General features: G+C 40.4%; 20 protein-coding genes. 7 read left to right on the forward strand and 13 right to left on the reverse strand.

Annotated features, from left to right (window positions below; translation table 11 throughout):
- The first annotated feature begins 544 nt into the window (after positions 1-544).
- From CDC37_RS17600 to CDC37_RS17620, 5 genes are all read left to right on the forward strand, one after another.
- Positions 545-1,609 (forward strand): helix-turn-helix domain-containing protein, encoded by a 1,065-nt coding sequence (locus tag CDC37_RS17600; RefSeq protein WP_096623635.1) that lies wholly within the window; start codon positions 545-547, stop codon positions 1,607-1,609.
- A gap of 411 nt (positions 1,610-2,020) precedes the next feature.
- Positions 2,021-2,422 (forward strand): fasciclin domain-containing protein, encoded by a 402-nt coding sequence (locus CDC37_RS17605; protein ID WP_096623637.1) that lies wholly within the window; start codon positions 2,021-2,023, stop codon positions 2,420-2,422.
- A gap of 129 nt (positions 2,423-2,551) precedes the next feature.
- Positions 2,552-2,908, forward strand: a complete 357-nt coding sequence (locus CDC37_RS17610) for a hypothetical protein (RefSeq protein WP_231943103.1) — start codon at positions 2,552-2,554, stop codon at positions 2,906-2,908.
- Between the two features lie 196 nt (positions 2,909-3,104).
- Complete coding sequence (locus CDC37_RS17615; RefSeq protein WP_096623639.1) at positions 3,105-3,554, forward strand: hypothetical protein; 450 nt, start codon at positions 3,105-3,107, stop codon at positions 3,552-3,554.
- A gap of 540 nt (positions 3,555-4,094) precedes the next feature.
- On the forward strand, positions 4,095-5,663 hold the full coding sequence (locus CDC37_RS17620) for a serine/threonine-protein kinase (protein WP_096623641.1): 1,569 nt from the start codon (positions 4,095-4,097) through the stop codon (positions 5,661-5,663).
- A 687-nt stretch (positions 5,664-6,350) separates the two neighbouring features.
- Here CDC37_RS17620 and CDC37_RS17625 read toward each other — a convergent pair.
- The 7 genes from CDC37_RS17625 to CDC37_RS17655 form a co-directional block, all read right to left on the reverse strand.
- Positions 6,351-6,545, reverse strand: coding sequence for an NblA/ycf18 family protein (locus CDC37_RS17625; RefSeq protein ID WP_096623643.1), 195 nt, complete (start codon positions 6,543-6,545; stop codon positions 6,351-6,353).
- A 731-nt stretch (positions 6,546-7,276) separates the two neighbouring features.
- The gene (locus CDC37_RS17630) at positions 7,277-8,242 is read right to left on the reverse strand and encodes an SPFH domain-containing protein (protein WP_096623645.1); all 966 of its coding nucleotides are present in this window, start codon (positions 8,240-8,242) and stop codon (positions 7,277-7,279) included.
- Positions 8,243-8,425: 183 nt separating this feature from the next.
- Complete coding sequence (locus CDC37_RS17635) at positions 8,426-8,854, reverse strand: NfeD family protein (protein WP_096623647.1); 429 nt, start codon at positions 8,852-8,854, stop codon at positions 8,426-8,428.
- 484 nt (positions 8,855-9,338) lie between these two features.
- On the reverse strand, positions 9,339-10,025 hold the full coding sequence (locus CDC37_RS17640; RefSeq protein WP_096623649.1) for a DUF2834 domain-containing protein: 687 nt from the start codon (positions 10,023-10,025) through the stop codon (positions 9,339-9,341).
- A gap of 203 nt (positions 10,026-10,228) precedes the next feature.
- Positions 10,229-10,960 (reverse strand): tetratricopeptide repeat protein, encoded by a 732-nt coding sequence (locus CDC37_RS17645; protein ID WP_096623651.1) that lies wholly within the window; start codon positions 10,958-10,960, stop codon positions 10,229-10,231.
- A gap of 121 nt (positions 10,961-11,081) precedes the next feature.
- On the reverse strand, positions 11,082-12,155 hold the full coding sequence (hrcA, locus tag CDC37_RS17650; protein ID WP_096623653.1) for a heat-inducible transcriptional repressor HrcA: 1,074 nt from the start codon (positions 12,153-12,155) through the stop codon (positions 11,082-11,084).
- Between the two features lie 529 nt (positions 12,156-12,684).
- A complete protein-coding gene (locus CDC37_RS17655; RefSeq protein WP_096623655.1) occupies positions 12,685-13,050 on the reverse strand; it encodes a rhodanese-like domain-containing protein in 366 nt (121 codons plus the stop codon).
- A 453-nt stretch (positions 13,051-13,503) separates the two neighbouring features.
- Here CDC37_RS17655 and CDC37_RS17660 point away from each other — a divergent pair, with 453 nt between their 5' ends.
- Together CDC37_RS17660 and CDC37_RS17665 are read left to right on the forward strand one after the other, a co-directional pair.
- Positions 13,504-15,108 (forward strand): photosystem II high light acclimation radical SAM protein, encoded by a 1,605-nt coding sequence (locus CDC37_RS17660; protein WP_096623657.1) that lies wholly within the window; start codon positions 13,504-13,506, stop codon positions 15,106-15,108.
- A 696-nt stretch (positions 15,109-15,804) separates the two neighbouring features.
- Entirely contained in the window at positions 15,805-16,107 is a 303-nt protein-coding gene (locus CDC37_RS17665) for a hypothetical protein (RefSeq protein WP_096623659.1), read from the forward strand.
- Here CDC37_RS17665 and CDC37_RS17670 read toward each other — a convergent pair.
- From CDC37_RS17670 to patD, 6 genes are all read right to left on the reverse strand, one after another.
- Complete coding sequence (locus CDC37_RS17670) at positions 16,094-17,452, reverse strand: hybrid sensor histidine kinase/response regulator (protein WP_096623661.1); 1,359 nt, start codon at positions 17,450-17,452, stop codon at positions 16,094-16,096. The two genes, CDC37_RS17665 and CDC37_RS17670, sit on opposite strands and share 14 nt — an antisense overlap.
- A 326-nt stretch (positions 17,453-17,778) precedes the next feature.
- Positions 17,779-18,882, reverse strand: coding sequence for a diguanylate cyclase domain-containing protein (locus tag CDC37_RS17680; RefSeq protein WP_096623665.1), 1,104 nt, complete (start codon positions 18,880-18,882; stop codon positions 17,779-17,781).
- Between the two features lie 771 nt (positions 18,883-19,653).
- Positions 19,654-21,546, reverse strand: coding sequence for a two-component system response regulator (locus tag CDC37_RS17685; protein WP_096623667.1), 1,893 nt, complete (start codon positions 21,544-21,546; stop codon positions 19,654-19,656).
- Positions 21,543-24,371, reverse strand: coding sequence for a HAMP domain-containing hybrid sensor histidine kinase/response regulator (locus CDC37_RS17690; protein WP_096623669.1), 2,829 nt, complete (start codon positions 24,369-24,371; stop codon positions 21,543-21,545). The genes CDC37_RS17685 and CDC37_RS17690 overlap by 4 nt, the downstream gene beginning before the upstream one ends.
- Before the next feature lie 462 nt (positions 24,372-24,833).
- Entirely contained in the window at positions 24,834-25,718 is an 885-nt protein-coding gene (rsmH, locus tag CDC37_RS17695) for a 16S rRNA (cytosine(1402)-N(4))-methyltransferase RsmH (RefSeq protein WP_096623671.1), read from the reverse strand.
- Positions 25,719-25,844: 126 nt separating this feature from the next.
- Positions 25,845-26,204, reverse strand: coding sequence for a heterocyst frequency control protein PatD (patD, locus tag CDC37_RS17700; RefSeq protein WP_096623673.1), 360 nt, complete (start codon positions 26,202-26,204; stop codon positions 25,845-25,847).

Consider the following 26,204-nt stretch of genomic DNA (forward strand, 5'->3'; position numbering starts at 1 on the left):
AATTGGAACAGTTTGTAGCTTTGATGAGTCTATGTGATCTTGACAGGTAAGTAAGAGGAAAAATAGTAACTTGGATGTACCCATCTATGGGTAGAAGCGGGATTTTGCTTTCATCACCAAGAAGGTTGATAACCCTGATTACGGTTAATACCGAAAGTTGATCGGCTTGAGGGTCATAAAATCAGCGATCGCGATCGCTTTCTTTTGCAAATCAATTAGGACTTACACCCTAGTTACTAAAAAACCAAGACCCTAAATATCTTGGATGTGCGTCAGTTATGTAATTTATATTTTTTCTCTTTCCCTCCCAACTCCGGTCTGGGAATATCTTTACACGCATAAACACTGATTTTTCAGATAAAAAAAGTATCCGTACAACAGGATAAACATATATGGAAATATCAGCAAAAACTGTGATTTATGTTTGCAAATAGCTATAAAAATAATACCAAAACAGTCCGGAACAAACTATAGGTAAACGAAGAATTTACACAGGTGGTACTTCCCCTTTTCCATACATCGCATTTTAGAAACTGAGGATAATATGAAACCCGTGTACTCACTGATTCTTCCGGACAACTCGACCTTAGAAATTTCCCATGACGAACTGCGATCGCTTTTAGGTGAAATCGAAAACGAATTGCATCGCAGTAAAGTTTATCGTCGAGCAATGGCAATCTTACAAAAGATGCTGGGTGATTCCACAGAACAAGCTAAACAACTATTTAAAGTTGTCGGACGTGAAGCAATTGGGTTAACCTTTCAGCGTTTTGTCCAACATCCAGGGAGAAGCAGTGAACATACTAGCGCTCCCACCATTGGGGAAGTCAAATCTACTAATACCGACACTCAAGAAGTTAGTGAGGTGAGTAAAACCAATTCCCCCAATCAAAGTGATTTAAGTGATTGTTTGACTAGTCCCAAATTCCAAACGATAAATCCCCTCACCAATCCAGTTAATCACGAGCCTATCCCAGCAGAACCACAAAAATCATCCCCATTACAATGGTTTAAAACCACCAAAAAACCATCTAAAGCCGAACTCGAACAACAAGCTGCGATCGCACGTAGCGAAAGTTTACGCAATATCGGTAAACAACTGCAAGCAGCACGGGAATCCCAAGGTTTGAGCTTCAACCAATTACAGGTTTATACCCATATCCCGATTCACCAAATGGAAGCAATTGAAAAGGGTGACTGGGACAAATTACCCGAAGAAGTGTTTGTCCGAGGATTTATTCGCATCATGGGGAACTCCCTAGGACTCAACGGAACCCATTTAGCTGCATCCCTTCCCCATAGCCAACCACAAAATGCGATCGCAGTATTTAATCCCAACGATAAACCCAGTGGTTTGAATATCGATATCAACCCCATGCATTTATACTTTGGCTACACAGCAGTAGTTGCTAGTGCGGTTGGAGGTTTGTCATTAGTCTCCCAATATACGGAAGCTCAAAAACTGATTAACCCAGAATTAGATGCATCGAAAGCACCCACCCTCAAGCAATCCATCAAAGATAATCAAACCAATACCAAACCAGGACTACAATCAAACAGTCATGGTATCACCGTTGGTAACGATATTTCCCCACCGGAAGCACTATGAAACTAGTACTCGACTAGGCTAAAACTATACCAATTTGCAATCAATAATGCGACAGATTAATTTTGTCACTACGTAGCAATCCTACGTCTGATATTGATTATGTGTTGCAAAATTTTGAATCGGTAGTAGAAGCAATTGAAGCAGGAGAAGAAAAGAAATAAGTGTTTCCACCATGAATCTGGCAAAGTTAGTACGATGAAGTATTATGATGATTTTTGCGCAAATGAACAGATTTTCGATTTTGGATTTTGATGGGAATAGCCTACATTTACTGCTGACATTAGAACCGACAAAAGTGGTTTGTCCCACTCCCCACTCATAAATTAATCTAATGTTCCCATTCAAATAACCCAAATCCAAAAATATCTATTTTCAATTAAAATTTGGGGTGAAAGTAATTGTATATATATAATGGCTGATATTGTTGATATTGCAGTTGGAGCAGGTTCTTTCTCCACCCTAGTACAAGCTGTACAAGCTGCTGGACTAGTTGAAACCCTCAAAAGTCCAGGTCCATTTACAGTATTTGCTCCTAACGACGACGCATTTGCAAAATTACCACCTGGTACTATCACTACCCTGGTGCAAAATATTCCTCAGTTAGCGCGAATACTCACCTATCACGTTGTTCCCGGAAAACTGACACAAGCAGAATTAATCCAACTAGGAACCGTCACCTCCGTTGAAGGTTCCGTCATCCCCATTTATGGTCAAGAACAGTTTGAGGTCAAAAATGCCACCGTATTAGCTGCTGATATTGAAGCAGATAACGGCATCATCCATGTCATTGATCGGGTAATCTTAATGGGTTGAGTCTCTCGAACCCCAAATAAATGTAACAAAATACAAAAAAATCACTCGAAAGGGTTTAGCATTGTTATCGAAGTGTAACAAAAAAGTTACCTAAATTATCATTCAGAAACCAGGAATTTTCTTGATATAATGCTCAATCTTCAAATAATAGCCGAGTTTTCCCGTGCTAATTGTGTGGGTATTTGTGCTTTTTTAGTTCCCGCAAACCTATTGGCTGCCATCACAATCATGGTTACTACTTGGTTACGTTTTTCCCTATTACGTATCCTGCCAATTTCCCTGGTTGGATTTCTATTCGCTGCAATTATGATATTACATGTTTACACATGGTTTGCAGTGGGAATTGTCATGACACAAACCTATATTCTCCTTGGTTTAGCAGTGACATGCTTAATTGTGAATCTGGTAGCAATCATACTGAGTGTGTACTCACCTAGTGTAATCAGCAATCATACTTTACCGTTTCCCTATCGCCCAACTCGCTAGCAAGTAACAAATATAACGATAAGCCCTGTCACTTGCCTTGGTTTATACGGAATTACCAAATCGATAGAGTAAGACTTTTCGTAATTTTCCACCTGACGTTTCCTAGTTTGTTATGTATCTTAAATTATATCTTGACTCGGATTTTGGTCAATTCAGTTAATGATAGCATTCAAACAAGCTAGGGGATGTTAATTCAGTGGGTCACAGCTTTTTATTAGAACCTGGACGCTGGACATTGCAAGGTAATTGGTTAGAGCGTAACGGGATGCCAATTGCAGTTAAAGGCATGACATTAGTCGCTTGGAGCCGAGATAACCTGTTTACAATGGCAACCAAGCTAATGTTCCCAGGAAGCGATCGCCAAGAAATTTCCCTGGTCTACAAAGGACGCTTAGATGCTGGAGAACGGCAATATACCTTCCTACTCCAACATAACCAACTGGGTCAGGTAGAAGGTGAAGGCTGGATTGGCACAGAAACAATTATCCAACGCTACTGGGCATTAAGCGATCGCCAACGTCGTAGTGGGTTTGAAACTTTACATCGCCTTAACCACGATACTTACCACCTCACCAGTGGTATCCTTACCGGACATTTCCTCTCCAGCACAATGGAAGTTAGTCTAGAACGACAACCAAATAAATAATTCACTACAAGTATTAAAAGTTACACTCAACAACACCATACATACCCATAAATACTTATAAAAAAAAGATTAAAAGTGGGAAAGATGAAATTAGAGGTTTGAATCAGGAGTAAATTCCCAAATTCGGCGAATATTCTGATGATTAGTCGTGATAATTATTATTAGTGCAGTCAAGCGTAAATATACTTACGAGATGAACTAGTAATTTACAAAATAATTTCACGATTACCATTCCGGATTGACGAAACTACAGATTTACGTCATTACCCCGGACTGCTCACAAATCCCTAAAACCTGCGGGGAGTAGGATTAGGGGGGAAATCAGCTGATTACTCAAGGTTGATCCCTGACCTGTGAGAAATGCAGGATTACCTAGTTTGCTCCATTAGCAAATGGGTATCGCTTGTAGTTTTGCCTAACTGTGAAGTTCTATTTTTTGCTCACAAACACCTTCCTTTTCTTTGCTCTCATTCACCATCTCAACCTTATCCAGTACAAAAATAGCTGGTTTCCGTTTGAAATTTTTGGAGTCACGTATTTATGTCAGACCCCAACATTGGTCGCTTACTCGGCAAACGCTATCAACTCCAGGAATTAATTGGTACTGGAGCGATGGGTCGAGTTTATCGTGCTAAAGACATTTTGTTGGGAGGTGTCCCCGTCGCGATTAAATTTCTTTCCCTATCAATTCAAAACAAAAAAATCCGCCTTCACGAAAGATTCGAGCGAGAAGCCAAAACCTGCGCACTACTAGGACAACGCAGTATTCACATCGTCCGCGTCATGGATTACGGTGTTGATGAACATCGCACCCCCTATTACGTCATGGAATATCTGGAAGGAAAAAGCCTCAGCCAAATCATTCGTCGTCAAGAAATGACCTTGACGCGATTTATCAACATGATACGTCATATTTGTTTAGGCTTACAATGTGCCCATAATGGTATTTCCATCGACAAACAAATTTGTCCAATTATTCATCGCGATATCAAACCCAGTAACATGCTGGTGATGAGTGACGCAACATTTGGAGAACTGGTCAAAATACTCGATTTTGGCATTGCCAAACTACTACAATCAAATACCGACCAAACTAATTATTATTTGGGAACCCTCGCATACTCATCCCCCGAACAAATGGAGGGAAAAGAACTCGATAACCGTTCCGATATATACAGTTTGGGGGTAATGATGTTTGAAATGTTAACGGGTAAATTACCATTAGTTGCACCCACCCATTCCTTTGGTGCTTGGTATAAAGCCCACCATTACCAAACTCCACGCTCTTTTGCAGAAATTGATTGTGCGCTTGATTTACCCCAAGAACTGGAACAATTGGTGATGCAGTGCTTAGAAAAAGAACCTCAAGCACGTCCCCAAAATATTAATGAAATCCTCACAGCCATCGGCAATATCGAAACAAGCTTAGAAACACCTCGCACCACCCAAACACCTTCACCGATTGACGACACTCAACAACCCACCGTGATTGGTGCTGTCACCCATCAATCAAAACAATCCGAGTCAGTCCTTCCTACCACTGTTTCTGCTGACGACATTTTTAAACAAGTCTCATGGCCAAAAAATAAACCAATTGCTGATATTGTTTTTCCCCACCCAATCCAAATCAATGGTGAAAAAATACCAGCTCTGTGGATGATGCTACCGCAAGTAGAAATCAATAAACGCCTCGTTTGTACCCGTTACAACCAATTTCTGTTTATTACTGCTCCCCATCCAATGATACTATGGATTACGGTCATTTTTAACCGTAAGCACGGTGCAAAATGGCTTCCCTACTACATTGACCTCAAAACTAAAACCGGACCAGAACTAATTAGCCAACTTTGCCAAAGTGGTTACTATCGAATTCTCCTCTTTTCCCGTGAACAACCCCACAGCCCAAATCATATCCTTACCTCAACAATTGCATCCGTCCAATGTCAGCGCTTGCAGTCATGGTTAGAAATGAGCCAAACCCTACCCGCATCTAGCGAGTCGATGCTGAGTAAAACCCTACTTAAAAATGAATACCACAAGATTAAACCGCAAATTCTCGCTAAATTGGCAGCAATTAAAACCGACTCCCCCTTTGATTTGTCTGCTTGAAGGATTTGATTAACTAATTGTTAAGTTTTCCATACTGGGGGTTGTAAAATTCAATCTGAATAAATATAAATATAAATGGTGGTAATTAAACCAGATTTAAGTAAAAACTACGCAAACTACGTCGATTAGCAACTGTAAAGCTAAAATTTCCATGACAACGAGCCAGCTTTATGTGGCTGCCGGCTGTTTTGGTCTAATTTTAGGATTTATGATCTAGTCGTTGGAATCAGTTCTATCCAAAGTTTTTTTGACTGCCACGGCGTTTACTGAGTGACTGTTACAGTCTCAAGAGTTAGGTATGGTTTTTTGTTTGTCGGGGAATTGGGAACGAGCAAAACACCTAGCTGACTAGTTAATTGTGAATGGGCATTTTCCAAGCTGGGTATGGGTTGACATCTTAAAGCCAGTGATTTGGAATTAGACCGCAAGAAATACAGAAATACAGATGTACTATCCTGCCGATTGCCATATCCACCGATGACTGGAAAGAGGTAAGTTGTTTTGTGTTGATTATAATTAGGCGAACAAAAACCAGCTTTTGCCTATTACTGCTTGTGAATTGTTTCAGTCATCTATAAAGTTGACGCCCCAACATCCCCAGCTTTTTTCCTGCCCTATGTGGAACCAAGCAAGAGAAGGAGGTCGCCTACCCTGCGACTAAAATTTCGGTTTGGTAGAGATTAGAATTTATAAGGATGTTCCGGTATCTAATCCCCACTGATGCTTGAGCAGTTCTTTGTAGGTTGCTTCGCGGACAACCATTTGCTCATAGAGCTTGATTAAAAAATCCTGGGCTTGTTCGTGGCTCATTTGTTCTACTTGGGTTGCAAATGAGCGGATGTTGAACTGTTGCTCAAGGGTTAATTCGACTGGATAGTTCATAGTTTTGTTTTACTCCAATAAATAGAAGATCGAGATTCAAGCGAAGGAATCACAGTTTACTACTTAACAGAAATGAGATCAAAGGGACATGTTCGGCAAAACGTGTCTCTATTTTATTTTTTCATCTCTGTTATTAAGAAAGATAACAATTGTTGGACAAAATGCCCACCCTTGTATCCGAAGAGAGGGTATATATATTCTATCCACTACTATATGCTATAATTACTAGCCTAAGTTAGCTCTTTTCGGAAAGAGTAATTATTTATCTTCCTTTTGATAGATGTTACGGAAACGTTTTGAGTATCTAGAGAATAGGAATCAGACGAAACCGTAGTTAGGGTGCATTGTACGAGTATGTATCCCCAAAGTACAAGACAAGAATTTACGAAACAGAATAATTGCGATTAAAGTAACCTTCGCAGCGATTGTGCCACGGAAGCTAATGTATATGTATCAAGTTGTAAAGAGTAAAAAAGCTCAGAATGAACAAAAAACATAACTAGGGTCTGCGGTAAAAGTCTTTTCGTGAGGGTAGGGAGTAGGGATTAGGGATTAGTTTGAACTCAATAATTCCAATTTTCACATGGTTGAAAAAATTTACAGATGCCAGGTTTTTGGACTTCTATGCACCTGTTTGCAGCCTTCAAAGCTTAACAAGATATAGAGAATATAGAGACGCGATATATCGCATCGCGTCCATAGCGTCTTTACTATTTTTTCGCAAGCCCTACTTAACTAGTTTGGGAATTCTGGGAATTATCAGCAACAATCGAACGAATACCCTCAAAAGTAGCGGGAATACTACGGGGATCAATAAACATCACCTTACTGCTATCACTTTGACCGATGACCGCACCCATATCTAGATAACCCATCGCCAATAGGACTTCAATTGCCTTTTTCGCATCCGGATTGGTTCTGATTTTTTCACCGATAATTTCCGCCGATTCTGCGATCGCATGAGCTTGTAAAACCCTTTGTTGACGTTCTGCTTGAGCTTTGAGGATAATTGCTTTTTGCTCCGCTTCCGCACCTAAAATCACCGCTTTTTGCCGTGCTTCCGCATCTAGAATCTGTGCATCAGCCTTACCCCTAGCACTGTTAACAGCCGCTTCCCGTTCCCCTTCCGATGTTAAAATTGCTGCTCGTTTTTTCCGTTCCGCAGACATTTGTAATTCCATTGATTCCTGTACTGCATGGGAAGGGACAATATCCCGTAATTCCACACGCGTCACTTTTACACCCCAAGGGTCAGTAGAAATATCTAGTTCTCGCAACAGAATTTCATTAATTTGCGCGCGAGCGGTAAAAGTTTCATCCAACTCCAACTTACCCATCTCGGAGCGAATTTGGGTTAAGACCAAATTGACCATTGCCGATTGGAGATTTTCCACCTTATAGTAAGCTTTTTCCATGTCAACAATTCGCCAATAAACCACCGCATCCACCGTAATGGTGACGTTATCACGGGTAATACACTGTTGGGGGGGGATATCTAAAACCCGTTCACGAATCGTTTGTTTATAGACAATTTTATCAAAAAAAGGTAACAACAATTGTAACCCTGGTTCCAACTTCCGCTCATAGGTACCGAGACGTTCCACTAAAGCCTCATCACCTTGATTAATTACCTTAACTGAACCCGCTAACACCGAACCACCAAATATCAAAGAAATCAGAAAATATAACGGTTCCATAAAAACTCCCTATTTATAAATCGGTAGATTGTCGGATTTGGAATTCTGAATTCAGAATACGGTCGTCAGAATACAGGATATAAAAGGAAGAAAATAAGACCAATTGGAAAAAATAATACAACAGACGAATTTTGTAATTTTGTAGACGTAGCCATGCTACGTCTCTACTCCTATTTCCTTAATTCACCCGCTCCTTAACACACTTTGTGGCATTACAATCAGCGTTGTCCCTTCGCGACGAACAACGTACACCCGCTCCTGTGCAGGAATCAGCATCATCTCATCATCACACCGTGCTTGCCAAGAATTTCCCTCGTACAAAACCCGTCCGGTTTTCCCTGGAGGAATTTCCGTCAGGGTTTCAGCTATTACATCCCCTTTCAATTTGATCTGTCCCCGTTTCCGAACCAGAAACCGTCGCGAAGACAAAATCAATAATCCAGATACAATTATCCAAACCGCAATTTGCAACCAAGTATTCGCCAATCCCATCCAGACAAGTAGTGCAACAAACAACGCGCTAATACCTATCATTGCCAGAAATGGAACTGGTAATAGCAACTCCAGCAGTAAAAAACCGCCTGCCAATAGAACCCATGATAAAGTAGTCATCGGCGATGATGCCATCAAAAATACAATTAACTTGCACTGACTAATGATAGTACAAGCAGATACACTTCTATCTTAAGCTTTTCCAGAAAAAGTTTCTTTAAAAGTAACCTTAAATGATTGATAAAATCTTAAATGTAGGGTTGTTGACTGTTAGTCTTTGACAGTCATCAGCGTAGCGCAGTTTCTCCTAGAGAAGCCTTCCTGTCGGGTACAGCCTAAATCGTTTCTTTCACTACTGAAATTAGGATTGTTATTGTATTTCGATTTTTGATTTTTGGCGTTGCTGAATACAAATATGAACTGAACATTTTACATCGCCTAGTAGAGACGTAGCATCGCTACGTCTCTACGGTAATTTGGGTTTTAATACAAAATGTCAATCATTATAATTCATGCCCAAATTCAGCAACGCTATCTCAGGCAATGCTGTATATATCCCATCAGGGTAATCCAAAATCTTAAATCTAAAAATCTAAAATTGTATTTAGGCTGTAGGGGCTAATTTTTCCCCTATATCTTTCCCGCCATCAACAATAGTTTCCGGTAAGGATGGACGTAGGCATAGGTACAATAATGCACCAAACAAGGGAATTAATGTTGCAACCCAAAATAAGGAGTTATTTTGCACATGGCGACGCGCCATGTCATCGGGTAATAAAGCTGGAAAAACTAAACACAGGGTCAAAAAATCTAAGCTCATGACATGAATGAATCGACTGGTTTGCCATTGTTGAACAAAGTCACTCCAGTCACCTTGACTAACACCATAGGCGACTAAAATTACCACACCAATGGTCAAGATAATACCTGTCAGTCGTGCATCTAAAATTTTAATGAATAAGTTTTTTTGACCAGGAAATTTGGGATTAGATTCCCGTAATCCTAAATAGGGTAATAGGGCAAATGCACCAACAGCAAAGGACGCGCTTGTAAATAGCCAAGCGGGTATTTTCTGTCCACGTCCATCAATCAAGGTCATACAAGCATAAATCATGGGTAGAATTCCCATTAAATTAAATAGGGCAATTACCAATGGATTAATACCTGTAATTTTTCCGGTGGAAAGGTTCGTAATTAATTCTAATGTGTCTGGTTGGTCTGGGGGTGCAAATATAAATGCATAGGAAATAAAGCCTAACCACAGTAACCAAAATCCAATTTTTCTTGACATAATTAGGTATTTAGGAAGTACGAGAAGATATTTGGTCATTCATTAAAAAAATAATTAATCAGAAATTGTTAATCCTGCATTTCTCCCAAGAGAACAGTAAACTTTGAATAACGGCTGAATTTTCTTTCTAGTCCCTACTTTCCACTCCCAATTAAAAAGCAAGTTTGCGGGATGTGTCAGAAATCGGGGTTCTGGAGTTGATTCTATGAGAGTTTTTTTAACATTTTTCTGGCTTTGCTCAAAAAAGGGCGATTGCGCTTGTAGTGGAAATAGGAGGAACCCTGAATCCGAGTAATCATGGTTTCTAAACATTCTCGCGCAGCTTGCTTATTATTAGCTTGTAATAATATATCAGCCAATAATAAATACCCTTGGGGATGGCTCCAGTTTTTAATATGTTTTTCCAGATGCTTTTGCGCAGTTTGAGTTTGCTTGAGAGCGATTAACACTTCTCCGTAAGCTAGGGAACCATCACCGTACTTATAATCGGGATCTAGTTTGAGTAACTTTTCTAATAATACTTGAGCTTGGGGATATTTTTTCTGCGCGATCGCAACCTTTGCTGCTCCCCATAGTGCATTTGTATTATCACTTTCTTGATTTAAGGCTTGTTCAAAGGCTGTTTGAGCTTGTTCATACATTCCTAATTCCATCAGGATATTACCCAGATGGTTGTATTGATAGGTTTTACCAATGGAACGAGCTTCATTTTCAGCTATCCATAGTTCCCGTTTGCGTGTCCAGCGCTGAAAATACTGGGGAAGATAGTCACCACGGGGTATGACTTGGAACAGGAAATAGGCGATCGCTCCGAGGATGTTAAATAGCACCAATACCCAAATCCAAATATGCCGATCGGGTTCATTGCGGACGCAATCTAGCACCATCCACACCCAAAATACGGTACTTCCTAATCCAACTATTAGCTCCAGCATTGGCTAGTTCCCTTTGAGCAAATGTCCCGTTGATGAAAAATAACGGACACTGCCTCTATAATATTAATACTTGGAAACCAACAAAATCTACTGGGACTTTTCCGGATTGAGGATACAAACCTTAGCGAAAAGATTCCGAGAGGCATTCTGCTGCTGCTGCGACAACAGCGATCGCATGGTCATAATTTAATCGAGTCGGTCCGAGTACACCGACACTACCGACTGCGTACTCACCCCGACGATAGGTTGAGGAGATTAATGTACAAGTTTGAATGGGTTCCAGGGGATTTTCGGAACCAATCCTCACATTGACGCGGGGTTTACCGCTTTCCTCCGGTTGCAAATCATCGAAAATTAATCGCCACAATTGTTCCTGCTCTTCTTCCAATAGTTGAATGATGGTTTGAACCTGTTGCAATTGGGAAAATTCCGGTTGACGTAAGACTTCTGACACACCACGTACCATGAGGGTTGTGCTTCCAGTACTAGTCCGACGGGATAGCTCTAGCAAAGATGTTTTGAGAAAATCACCGTAACAGCGAAATTCCCGGTCTAACTTACTCCAATCGAGTTTCGCCAATTCCAGTAGACTTTGTTCCCGTAAATGGCTATTCAAAAAATTAGAAACCAACTGTAATTCCCGGTCAATTACTTCCGTTTCCACCGGATTCCCATCGCGGGTCAAAGGTAAATCCACCAACACAGAATGGGTTTGGTAACTATCTGTCACCACAATTAACATCACCCGTCCCGGTTCCACTTGCAATAGCTGCAAATGCCGTAACATCGCGACACTATTTTGCGGCATGGTAATTAGGGTAATACAACCGCTAATAGTTGCCAAAATCTGCGCTGCACCTTGCAACAGCGCTTCTAAACTCCAATCTTCCCACTTTAAACGCTTTTGCAGCATCTCTTCCACCTGCAACGCTAAAGTTTCCGATGGCGTTACCAAGCGGTCTACGTAGATACGATAACCGGAATCCGACGGGATACGTCCAGCCGAAGTATGGGGTTGAAACAGTAATCCGGCTTTTTCCAACACGTTCATCACATTGCGAATTGTCGCCGAACTCACACCCAAATTATACTCATCCACCAACGCTTTAGAACCCACAGGTTCGGCCGTGGCAATATAATGGCGGACTGTTGCCCCTAGTATTTGCTGTTGTCTTTCTGTAAGCTGAATTTCCATGTTAAATTGGTTTACCACAGGCAAATCTTAATTAAAGTTTAAAAAATTAATTGTTTTAATGACAGACTAAATCTTAATAAAAGATTAATATTAGTAAAGAAACATAGCAAATTATTGGCGATTATAGGCAAAAGTTACAAATAAAGTTACAAAAACCCATACCTGAATTCCTCATAAATCCCTAAAGCTTACAGGGAGTGGGGAGTAGCCGAAATGTAATGCTTACACCAGAACCGAATGCAGGTGTTTTTACCCCTACCACACTCTTGTCTTTCCTACTCCCTATTTGCAAGGGAGTCCCCCATGTCGTTGGAACACAACCAAACCATGTAAATAACTCATTCCTACTTCCTCTGCATCCAGCGAGTAATCCGTATAGTATTACTGATAGCAAAACGGATGGGAATGAGGATTTTACCGTTCTCTATCCCTAATTTTCCCATAGACACGCAAGCATTGCCGTATCTTAAGTCACTGAATTTTATTGCCGTTACTGATGATATTTAATTGGATTTGTGAGAATAATTGTCTAATATTGGGGAATGTTAGGATCAACCCTCAAAGAGTAGGCAGCAATTCCCCCAGAGATATTCTTGACATTGGTAAAACCTTGGGAAATTAGCCACTGACACATTTGAGCCGAACGGATACCGTGGTGACAGAGAACCAAGGTTTCCGCATCAGGGTCAAACCGGGAATGGATCGAATCAGACCAATTGGCAAAATCACTCAAAGGCAGATTGGTAAATCCCTCAATCCGAGCGATCGCAATTTCATCTGGTTCTCGAACATCAATCAGTTGCAATTGAGATTGAGTATTATTCTCTTGCAAACGTTCAGCCAGTTCCTGTACGGAAATTTGAGCTAGTTGTTGACCTGGGAATCTATCACTCATCTGGTTTAGACCTAACTTTGCTTGCTGTTTCAGAGATGTTTGTCAATATTCTATTAGCTATCTTGACAAAAACCCCTGCAAGTCAGATTGGCAATCCGACTGACATCCATAGACAAAACTATGGAGATGGGAGCGATTAGCCATCAGGTATCTTAAATTTCTGTTTCCTGTATTCTGTATTCTGTCTCCGAACTCCTACTTTCGGCAGAAATGATTTAGGATTTTGATAGGGGATGACTTCTGCAACCAGAAATTACCCCTTTCCCTGATTTATTCATTTTTCTCTATTTTGAAAATAGGGAAACGCAATTATCTTCAATCCCATTAGTTCAGCTGAGTTGCCAAGAAATTAAATTAATTTCAAGCACCAACTGAAGCCGAATTACCCCAGCTTACTTTCTGCGGGAATCATCATAATTATTATCAGCAAATATTACCTGCGAAAATAGCAAAATGGAAACCCAAAACCCCATGATGAACAACCAAATGGAAAACCGCATACTCTACGTGAGACTACCGTGCAATCCCATATTTCCCATCGGAGTTGTTTATCTTAGTGACCATGTTCATAAATTATTTCCCCATATAAAACAGCGTATTTTTGACTTGGGAACTGTACCACCGCTTGATTATAAATCGGCACTCGATAAATGTATTGATGAATTTCAACCCACCTTGCTAGTATACTCTTGGCGAGACATTCAAATTTACGCTCCCGTGGGAGGAAGAGGGGGAAATCCCCTGCAAAATGCCTTTGAAGTTTATTATGCAAAAAACCCTTTGATTAAGTTACGTGGTGCCATTGGTGGGTTAAAAATATTTATTGCCTACTATGTGGAATTGTGGCGGAATTTAGGTTTAATTAAACGGGGACTCAAACGTGCTCAAAGGTATCATCAACAAGCACAGGTAATTGTTGGTGGAGGTGCAGTTAGTGTATTCTACGAGCAATTAGGTAAAAGTCTGCCCACTGGGACGATAATTTCCATTGGGGAAGGAGAAACCTTACTGACAAAATACCTAAAGGGACAGGATTTTCGGGATGAACGTTGTTATATTGTCGGCGAAAGTCAACCCCGTCCCCGTTTGATTCATGAACAACCCACACCCTTAGAAAAAACCGCTTGTAACTACGATTATATTGAGGAGATTTGGCCAGAATTTAATTATTATTTCCAGGACGGAGATTTTTATATCGGTGTGCAAACCAAACGCGGTTGTCCCCATAATTGTTGTTATTGTGTGTATACAGTTGTGGAAGGAAAACAGGTGCGAATTAATCCCGCAGATGAAGTAGTTGCCGAAATGCGTCAACTTTATCAACGGGGAATTCGGAATTTTTGGTTTACAGATGCTCAATTTATTCCGGCGCGTAAATTTATTGACGATGCTGTAGAATTATTGCAGAAAATCGTGGATTCCGGAATGACGGATATTAATTGGGCTGCCTATATTCGTGCTGATAATTTAACTCCCGAATTATGTGATTTAATGGTCAAAACGGGAATGAATTATTTTGAAATTGGCATTACTAGTGGTTCCCAAGAATTGGTGCGAAAAATGCGTATGGGTTATAATTTGCGCACCGTTCTCCAAAACTGTCGGGATTTAAAGGCTGCTGGTTTTCATGATTTGGTTTCTGTGAATTATTCCTTTAATGTCATCGACGAAACCTTTGAGACAATTCGGCAAACAATTGCTTACCACCGTGAACTAGAGCGAATTTTTGGTGCAGATAAAGTTGAACCAGCAATTTTCTTTATTGGTTTACAACCCCACACCCATTTGGAAGAATATGCTTTTAAACAAAATATCCTCAAACCCGGCTATAATCCGATGAGTTTAATGCCTTGGACAGCGAAAAAATTGCTCTGGAATCCGGAACCATTAGGTTCGTTCTTTGGCGAAGTTTGTTTACAAGCATGGAGGCAAAACCCCAATGATTTTGGTCGGGAAGTCATGAATATTCTCGAACAAAGGTTAGGGTGTGCAGATTTAGAAACCGCTTTAACCGCACCCATTGAAACAAGAAAGAGTAAGGAATTACTCAGCGTCTAGGAATAGCGCAGAATAGGAAGTAGAGACGACCCAGTGGGTCGTCTCTAGGGGAGTAGCAAAAAACCGGTTATTCCAGAAGTTGGCTTTTGAGGATAAATATCCGTAATCTTGATGATTGTAATCAAAATTCGACTTATTTACCTGGGGATGCTCCCATTATCCCGACCTCTCAAAGAAGAGATGGAATAGACTGCTGGGAGTGCATAATTGAAGCATACAGGATACAGGAAAGATTCTTAAAAACCTTTCTCACAAGCCTTTAAAATGTCATTTACCTGCAATTTGCTGTAATTGGGAGAGGAAATCTAGACTATGGGACGATAACTAACGGCAATGTTTGATTTAAAAAGTAAATTTCTAATTTTTGTTTAAACTCCCCTGTCTCCTACATTCCGTATTCTATCTCCTGTATAGTGTATCCTCCCACAGCTTCACTTCTGGGGGAAAAAAATTATAATTATAAAGAAAAGGCTTAACATTGTAATTTATTGCGGAAAGCCGAGTGTATATGAGGTATCATCAATTGTACTTTACACGGTCAATCAGTGAGCTTTTTGTTGAGATGGTTAAATTTTAAAGGTCAACAGTCACCTGTCAACTGTCAACAAAACAAAAGGAAAATATATTAGCGTGCAAAGTATAGCTTATACTAACTGCTTACAGTCCATTACCAGCCATTTACGAAAAAAGCCTATTATGAATGCTGTTTTACCTTATCTTTTAAAATCAGCCTATCGTCGTGAACCTGTGGTCAGCTTTTTAGTCACCATTGGGGTGGTTGATGCTCTAATTGGTGGATTTGATGATAGTTGGTCTTTGTTTTGGTTTGGTTTAGGTACTGCTGGTATTAGTTTGGCAGTGCGATGGTGGCGAAGTCAACAACAAAATCATCCTATTGAAGAAGAAGTGGTGGTACAGCGCTATTTACCTCCCCAATCCTCAAATTCCAGTTTACCGATGTTAAGTATGTCGAAAAAAAAGCCTCCTAGTCGGGATTAGGGTGGTTGACATCTCCAGGGGAAATCAGTGTTTGGGTAATTGGTATTTCCAGGATAAATTTAGTACCTTTTCCGGGTAAGGAATCACAGGTGATTGTGCCGTGGTGCTTTTGGGTGATAATTTGGTAGCTAATGGCCAATCCTAGTCCCCGTCCTTTATTAACATCTTTGGTGCTAAAGAAAGGGTCGAAGATGTGGGGTAGGGTTTCTGGGGGAATCCCTGGACCGTTATCTGTAATTGCGATCGCGACTCGATTCTCTTTACTCATCTGGGTGGAGATGTGAATCATGGGTGTTGTTCCCAGGGAAGATGTTGTCTGGGGATGGGATTTGGATTGGTTGAATTCCCCTGCGATCGCATCAATGGCATTATCGATTAGGTGCATAAAAACCTGGTTGAGTTCGCTGACATAGCAATCAACAGGTAATAATTTTCCATAGTTGCGGATGATTTCTATTTTCGGTCGGTTGATTGATGTTTGAAGACGATTTTCGAGGATGAGCAAGGTGCTTTCGATACCTTCATGAATATCAACTTTTTTTAACTTGGCTTCATCCTGACGAGCAAAGTTTTGCAGTGCTAAAACTATCGAACGAATTCGGTTAGAACCTCGATACATTTCTGCCAAAATACTATTTAAATCTTCCAGCGTAAAGTTAATATCTTTTGTTTCTGTATATGCTTGAATTCTGGGACTGACTTCTGGATATTCTTGTTGATATATATTAATTAAATCTATAATATCTTGATGATACTGTTCTAAATATTCTAGGTTGCCGTAAATTGAACTGATGGGGTTATTAATTTCGTGAGCGATTCCACCTACCAGTTTGCCCAATGCTATCATTTTTTCATTTTGAATTTGTTGAATTTGAGCAGATTTCAAATCACTTAATGCTTGCTCTAACAAACGATTTTTTTGCTGTAACTGTAGCTGTAATTTGCGTAAATTTAACTGATTTTCAATTCTTAAAATTACTTCCGTACTATTAAATGGTTTGGTAATATAATCAACTCCACCGACATCGAAGGCTTTAACTTTATCGAGAATATCATCTAGCGCACTAATAAAAATCACCGGAATATTTGCAGTGGCAGAATTTTCTTTTAAGCATTGACACACCTGATAACCATCCATATCCGGCATGTTAATATCAAGTAAAATTACATCCGGTAATAACATTTGACAGGCTGTTATCGCCATTTTCCCACTCAAGGCTTTGCGAACTTCATAACCTTGGGTCGCTAACATGGCTGCAAGCAGACGTAGATTATCAGGTGTGTCATCAACGACTAAAATATTCCCCGTGCGTTGGGTATTTGACTGCTCGATTACAAAATTCATTTTGTGATTAATATAAATGTTCAATAGATTGATTTATTGGTCAGTATGCATACAAAATTCATTTTGTGATTAATATAAATGTTCAATAGATTGATTTATTGGTCAGTATGCATATTTAATCTTTCATGAAAAATGTCAAAATTTCCAGTTTCTCAATTGATTGTTTGATTGTTGTGCTGTTATCTCGGTTCTTATCCCAAATCTTCAGGTTTTTCATCATGAGATAGGGAATAGGAAATAACTCCTCATTTTGATTTTTACCATCCCATGAAATAGACGATAAATAGCCCTCAATCAAAGTCATCAAAATCAAATAAAATTAATAACTATTTCTCCTGTATGTTGAATTCTGTATCCTGTATTCTGTATTTTGTATCTTCTATCCTTGCACTAGAGACATATACTTGATTGCGTCCACCGTTCTTAGCCATATAAAGAGCTTGATCGCTATTAGCAATCAGAGTTTCTGGTAAGCTTTGGTGACTGGGAATATCAGTTGCAACTCCAATACTCAAGGTAATATAGGGAGCAACAGCTGAACCAGAATGGGGTATTCTCAGATGTTCGATTTGCTTCCTTAACTTTTCTCCGACACAAATTGCACCCTGAATATCTGTATTGGGAAGGATAACGGCAAATTCTTCTCCTCCATAGCGTGCGACTAAATCTGCTGGACGACGAATTGTGTTTTTAGCGGTTTTGGCAACTTGTTTTAAACATGCATCTCCAGCTAAATGTCCATAGGTGTCATTATATGCCTTAAAATAGTCTATATCACACAAAAGTAACGAAAGGCTGGTTTTTTCCCTGGCAGAACGTTGCCATTCCCGTTGTAGGTAATCATCAAAATAACGACGGTTGGCAATTTCGGTTAAACCATCTAACCAAACTAATTCCTGTAGGGTTTGATTGGCTTGTTGAAGGGCTAATTCTGCTTGACGGCGTTTTTCGATTTCCGCGCGTAAATTTTCATTTTGCTGCCGTAGTTTGGCATTGGTTGTTTCTAATTCTAATCGTAATTTTTGAATTGTTAATTGGTTTTGAACACGGGCAATTACTTCATCAAACTGAAATGGTTTACTAATATAATCGGCACCACCAATTTTAATTGCTTTGACTTTATCTAGGGCTTCATCGAGAACACTAATAAAAATAATCGGAATATCTTGGGTTTGTTGATTCAGTTTGAGTAGGCGACAAACTTCATATCCATCGATTTCCGGCATGTTAATATCAAGTAAAATTAAGTCCGGTCGTACTGCTTGACAGGTTTTTAAGGCTATTTTACCGTTTAAGGCTTTACGCACCTGATAGCCTTCGCTTTCTAATATATTCGATAGAACTTTGAGGTTATCTAGTTGGTCATCGACGATGAGAATATTGGCTGATTCTGATTTTTGGTTGACAAATATGGGATTGGAAATGTTCATTGGTGGGGAGGAATCAAGCTATGGAGATTTTGTAGATAAAAGGTGGTAATTCGAGGGAGGAACATCTTGTGGCATTGTGGTCAAGGTTGTTTGATGATGTTGGTCAAAAGGTAACTGTTTTATTCCTAATTTTTACCAATTTTTGAGTTTTCATGAATTGCAAATCCATATTTTTAAAGCTTCATACCTCAGATACTTGGCACTTGTCTATTCAGAGTTAAAATCACAATTTTATGTTTGAAAATTAGGTTTGAAAATACAGGGTTGTTCATGTTATGTAGCCAGTTTTGACACTCTCCTGGCTAAAACCGAGGGGATTCTACATTCATCGTCAGAATTTGCTCTCTTCAGTTTTCACCAACTAAAAGTGTTGTAGAGTAGTTATTCAAAGCTATGCGGTTGATTTTTGTATCTTGAGGTGCGTCTATCTAATATCTAATAGCTTTATTGCTGATGAACTGAATTGTCCTAATAGCTTCATCAATAGCCTTATATTGTTCTCGTCTACCTTTAACTTTGTACTCTAATACCAACACTGCTGAATCACCCCCTGTTGTTTATGCGTTATAGTGATTGTACAATAGTATATTGGACAGCAAAGAGATAAAATCAGAGATTCCTAAGGAACCTAGACCGTTTTCATTCCTTGCCTAAAGGCGAAGGGTTTTCAACGAGTATTTTGATAATTTAATCTGGGCAAAAAGTAGGTTGGGAAAGGTAATGGAGGATAAATAGAAGTAACTATTGCTCCCTGGGTACGATACACCAGGGTTAGAGTAATCCACAATCCAGAAAAGTTTGATTTTTGCTGGTTTTCTGGTGGACTTGTTGATGGTTGGCTAAAAACTCCAGTACGGATTCTGGTGTTAAAGCGGGAGCAAACAGAAATCCTTGAACGCGATCGCAATTTAAATTGCGTAGTTGTTCTAGTTGCTGTTGTGTTTCCACTCCTTCGGCGATCGCATACATTCCCATTGAATGGGCTATACCAATCATAGCTGGGACAAATCCCATATTTTTCGGGTTTTCGTGCATCCGACTGACAAAGGATTTATCAATTTTTAAGGCATCTAGGGGAAAATCATGGAGATAACTCAGGGATGAGTATCCTGTACCAAAATCATCGATGACTATCTTCAAACCGTGCTGTTTGAGTTGATCAATCATTTCCTTAACCAGTTCGCAATTCTCCATCAAAACATTTTCGGTAATTTCCAGTTCTAAACATTTGGGGTTAACTCCGGTTGTACGTATAATCTTGCTAATAATTTTAACTATATTTGAATGGGTAAAGGTACGGGGAGAGAGATTGACACTGATGCTGATATCTGCATATTCTGGCCGCATTTGCTGCCAATTTTTCCAGTCGCGACAGGCTGTTTCTAAAATCCACAGGTTAATTGGATAAATTAATCCCATTTCTTCGGCTACGGGGATAAAATCGGTGGGCATAATTAATCCCCTAGTGGGATGTTGCCATCTCGCTAGAGCTTCAAAACCCACCACCTGACCTGTAGCTGTGGCGATAATCGGTTGGTAATGTACCTGGATTTCTTGACGTTCTAAGGCTCGGTGGAGGTCGCTTTCTAACTGTAACAGTTGCAGAGCTTCTTCGTGCATTATTGGGTCAAATACATGGTAACGAGCGCGACCCATTGCTTTGGCTCTATACATAGCTGTATCTGCATCTCGCAGTAGGTATTCGGGTTTTTGATAGTATTCTGGACGAGCAAAGTTAATCCCGATGCTTGCGTTCATGAATATCTCGTTATGATTGATGTGGAAGGGTAGGGTCAGTTGGTGGAGGATGCGTTCAGCAACATCGATTGCCATGTCAATACTAGTAATATTACCGAGGAAGATGGCAAATTCGTCTCCACTAAAGCGGGACAAAATATCAAAGGGACTCAAAACTGATTTGATACGTTTGGAAATGGCGATTAATAATTCGTCTCCGATAAAGTGACCCAGGGAATCGTTTATTATTTTAAAGCGATCGCAATCTAAAAATAAAACGGCAAATTGATAGTGATTATCTGTTCGAGCTTGAGTCAGAGCTTGTTCGATATGTTTTAAAAATAAGACTCGGTTGGGTAAACCTGTCAAGGCATCATGTAAGGCAATGTTAAGTAGTTTATCTTGCAGTTGTTTGCGGGAATCAATTTCCAGTTGCAAGTTGTGCATGGCTGTTTCTAATTCTTGTGTTCGCAAACGTACCCTTTGTTCTAGTTCTTGATTAAGTTGGCAGATTTGTAAATTAGCATTACGTAGTGCTAATTGATTTTTCACCCGAATAATTACTTCTTGAAATTCAAAGGGTTTAATAATATAATCAACCCCCCCTGCTTGGAAGGCGCGGACTTTATCAAAAACGTCATCTAAAGCGCTGATAAAGATAATCGGAATATCTGCGGTTTCCCTATTACTTTTGAAGCGTCGGCAAACTTCATATCCGTCTACTTCTGGCATCATAATATCCAGAATAATTAAATCTGGTTTTAGCACTTCACAGGCTGTTGATGCCATTTGCCAATTTAATGCTTTGCGGACATTGTAGCCTTCACGAATCAAAATAGATGACAAAATCCGCAAGTTGTCTGGAGTATCATCGATAATTAAAATATCTTGTTTTGCTAATTTTTTTTCTAACTGCACGACGTTCATTCTGCCCTGTTTTCAGTCAGTTCAATAATGGTCTCAAATTGAAAATTCTCGGCTAATTCCTCCAAATATTTTGCTAAGGTACTATTTTCTGTAGGCATTTGTCGAGTTAATTGGAAAATTAAATCATCACTACCACTAGCAGCTGCGTCCCGTAAAGCCTGTTGCCAATCCGGTGGCATTCTTGCTAACATTTGGATGATTTCACTGTGGTAAAAAGTGCCCTCATTTGAAAGCTTTACCCTTTGGGTCTTACTCGGTGTAATGCTCACCCTTTCCCCATCTTGCTCCCCAATTTGCACTGGAATCACAAATCGAAATTGACTTCCCGTACCGACTTGACTTGTAACATCGATTGTTCCCCCCATTAGTTCGACGTATTTACGGGTAATTGCTAATCCTAATCCTGTTCCCTGTTGGCTGTTACGACCAACACTGGTTTGAAAAAAAGCGTTAAAAATTGCTGTTGTTTCTTCTGGGGGAATTCCCACTCCTGTGTCAATGACCATCACCTCTAATAGTTGATCATCTAAGTAGTTAACATTGATTGCTATTTTGCCTTGATGAGTAAATTTTATGGCATTACCGATTAAATTTAACAAAATTTGTCTTAATTTAATTTCATCTGTTTGGATATGGCGGGGGACTAGCGGGGAGATATGCAAATTAAGTTTTAATCCCTTACTTTGGACGCGAGGTTGTAACAGTTCTCGGAGATTTTCTAGTAAGTCGATGACATCGAAACTACTCACATGTAAATCTGTGTGTCCAGCTTCAATTTTTGACATTTCTAAAATTTCGTTAATCAGATTCAATAAATGCTCACCAGCACGGTTAACAATTCCTAAGTTGCGTTGATTTTCTGTGGATAAACTCGCATCTTTTTGCATTAATTCTGTAAACCCTAAAATGGCATTGAGAGGGGTGCGTAACTCATGGCTCATATTCGCCAAAAATTCACTTTTCGCTCGATTTGCGCGTTCCGCAACTATTTGCCTATCTGCGGCAATTTTTTGCGATCGCATTAACTCATCTTGCGTTTGTTTGAGTTGATCAATCAAATCAAGTAAATTTTTAGTACGTTTTTTCACCTGTTGTTCCAAAACCCGATTGTACTCCCGCATCAGTTTTTCCGCTTCCTGACGCACCCGAATATCCACAAAAGCTGCGATCGCAAATTTAATCGATCCGCATTCATCGTAAATTGGCATTGCTAGTACCTCGATGGGAATTGTCATCCCGTTGTGACGAATTTCTAAGTTGTCCACCTTGACAGTCTCTCCCCTTAAGGCCTGAACTAGGGGAAAAGACTCATGGGGACAAATCGAGTTTGTACCAGCCCTATAAATTTGATACACTTCTCCCAAATTATTATTTGTATTCCCCACTACAACATTTTTACCGAGCATTTGCGTAGCTGCGGAATTGATATAGTAGGGTTGAGACTGAGTATCGAGAATGAACACACCTACTGGCAAAGCATCCAGGAATTGACTCAATTCCCGTTGACTATTAATTAATTCTTGATTTTTGGCTGATAAAGTTGCAAATGATTCCCGTAATTGCCGAGCCATACTTTGAAAAGATACCGCCAATTCGCCAATTTCGTCCCCCCTGTCAATGGCAATTGTGTCTTCCCACTCACCATGAGCGATTCTTTTCGCTGATTTGTTCAATCGTAAAATTGGTGTGACAATCCAGCGTGCGGTGTATACTCCCACAGCCGTGGCGACAAAAAAAGCAATCAGTGATAAAATCAGGGTAATACGGTTATTGTGGTCAATCTGTGCCATAAAGTGGGACTGGGGAATGACGATCGCAATCAACCAATCTACACCTTTGTGGTCTCGCCAAGGTTTAACCATCAAAAAATAGGTTTCCTGATTAATTTCTAAAATGTGCTGATACTCAGCCGTAATTTTCTCCAAGTTACCAAATTTTCCCTGCAAAAACTCCGTAGCTTGGGCAATTACTGGATTACTACTATCCCCACCCCTAATCCTTTTCACCTCCCCAGCAACAACTGTATGGGTCGGTGTCCCATCGGAAACAGCCACCAATAACCCCGTCGGTTCCAAAATAAACACCTGTCCGGGATGATTCGCCTGCATTTGCTCCAAAAACCGATCAATTTGATTCAAAATCAAATCCACACCCATCACACCGCGAACCTGTCCCCGTCGGTCGAAAATCGGATAACTATGGGAAATTGATAAAACCTTGGGATTATCATGCCATTGATAAACCTGAGTCCAAATCGGCTGTTTCGCTTTCACCGCATCCACATACCACTCCTCCTCCACCAACTCGGACACCCCTTGCTTCTTAATTGCTGTCACTCGATTTCCCTCTCCGTCGGTGCTGCAGGTAATCTGTCGAGTGCGATTCGTCCGTAGGGATGACTCATGGATCACACATTTACCATCCTCTAACCGTTCAACCCCAATAAAATCTCCCTGGGAATTGGCAAAATTGATATAACCCACTTCATAGACTTGCATTTGTCGCCAGAAATATTTTCCCAGCACATCAAAATTATCCAAATCCAACACACCCAACTCCACCCCATCCCGATTAATTTGATTAATGGCCATCGGTACACCCAAATAACTATCTAAATACTGTTCCACCCGCTCCCCCATCTCCGTTTCTAACCTCCTGACCAAACTTTGAATCCCCATCTGACCACTGCGATAGGATAAATACCCCACCAAACCCACTGCCGTGACAATTTGTAAGCAAAAAGGTAAAATCAACACCGTCGCTAGGGGCATTTTTATTTTGCCAGCGTCAACTGTTTGCCATAGTCGTTGAATTCCTCGATGCATAGATAGGATTGGGAATGGGAGAGAGGAAGATATTTAGGTACAAAGTAGATACAACCTGTCGGGTCGTCTCTAATCCCATGTAGACGATCCAACTGTTCGTCTCCACCCATGCAAACTGTAGAGTCCCTAGGGTAGACCCGTAGTCAGTAATGGGGTAGACGGAAATTAGCCTAGCTTTAGCCGTGGTGGTTCAATGCCAAAGGCATTTATCCTGCAAAATTCACTGGGTAGAGGTTTTAGGTGGTTACTGGTAGCGCAACTTGGTGGAAGGACTACCACCTATCGCGACAAAGTTAACTTGACTAGGTAGTTATATAATTATGTTTACTATTCCCTATTCCCCTACAGACGTGACATATCGCGTCTGTACTCCTGGTCAACATTTTTGGGTCAACAGGAAGAACAGCGATAAACGCTTTTTTTCTCCTTTCAAAGTATATTATATTACCTTGAGAAATACATTTATAACATAATCCTTTCGGCAATGCGTAATTTTGCAGAACGCGATCGCGGATTTTCCTGAATTTCCTCTGGGTTAGCGACGATTGGTTTTTTGGTGATGACCTGTAGTAAACTCGATTCCCGGAAGCAATGTTTAACGATTCGATCTTCCAAACTATGAAAACTAATAATTACCAATCTCCCCCCCGGAATCAAAGCCGAGGGTGCTTGACTCAGAAACCTTTCCAACACCCTTAACTCATCATTCACCGCAATTCGCAAAGCTTGAAATACCCTAGTTGCAGGATGAATTCGACCATAACGATACTTCGCTGGAACCGCAGACGCGATCGCCTCTGCTAAATCAGTCGTCGTCTCAAATGGACGTTTTTCCACAATTCGTCGCGCAATCCGTCGCGACAAATTTTCTTCTCCATAGCGAAAAAAGATATCTACCAAATCTGCTTCTGACCAATGGTTGATGATATCTGCTGCTGTCACCTCTTGCTGTTGATTCATCCGCATATCTAACCTTGCGCGGTGACGAAAACTAAAACCCCGCTCTCCCTGGTCTAACTGGTAGGAACTCACACCCAAATCCGCCAAAATTCCCGCGAATTCCTGCTTGGGGAAATCATAATCAGCAAAATTGGTGTGAATAAAATTCACCCGATCCCCATACTTCTGTAAAGCTTGTCGAGCAGCATTTAAGGCTTCCTGATCCTGATCCAAAGCCGTTAACGACACATTTGCAGTTGCTAGAATTAAACTACTATGTCCCCCTCCTCCCACCGTTGCATCCAAATATTTACCCCCTTCCCGCACTTGCAACCCAGCAATTACCTGCTGACTTAAAACCGGAATATGGGAAAAACTATTAACTAGGGGTAGGGGAGAATCTTGCATCTGTTGGATTTGGGGTTTTGGATTTGAGATTGGTGACGAAACTGCTCCGTAGCAATCCACGACAGAACTTGAACAGTCTCAGGGAGCATCTGAAATGATCGCTTAACTTCCTCTGCACCCTACTCCCTACAGAGAACTAGCAGCTTGACAATAACTCACCAGGGTTGTCAAACGGGTATTAATCGCTTTTAAACGGGTTTGTTGAGTCTGGCTGTGGCGAGCATTCCGTAGAAACGTCACATCTATTTCCAATAATCGCATCTGCTTACTCATTTCTGTACGATACATTTGTTCGCGTCCATCAGTATCATGGTCGAGTTCGCAGAGGGGAATAATATTTGTTTGGAAAAAATTCTGTAAAGATGCCAGGGATCGATCAATATCTGCTACATCTAGTTGATTATTGGATTGTTGATGTTGGAGCAAATCCAGCATTTGCCCTAACTGGGATGCGAAGGCACTGTATTGAGAAGGATTTAGAGACAT

It is taken from the genome of Calothrix sp. NIES-3974 (assembly GCF_002368395.1).
Taxonomy (GTDB): domain Bacteria; phylum Cyanobacteriota; class Cyanobacteriia; order Cyanobacteriales; family Nostocaceae; genus NIES-3974.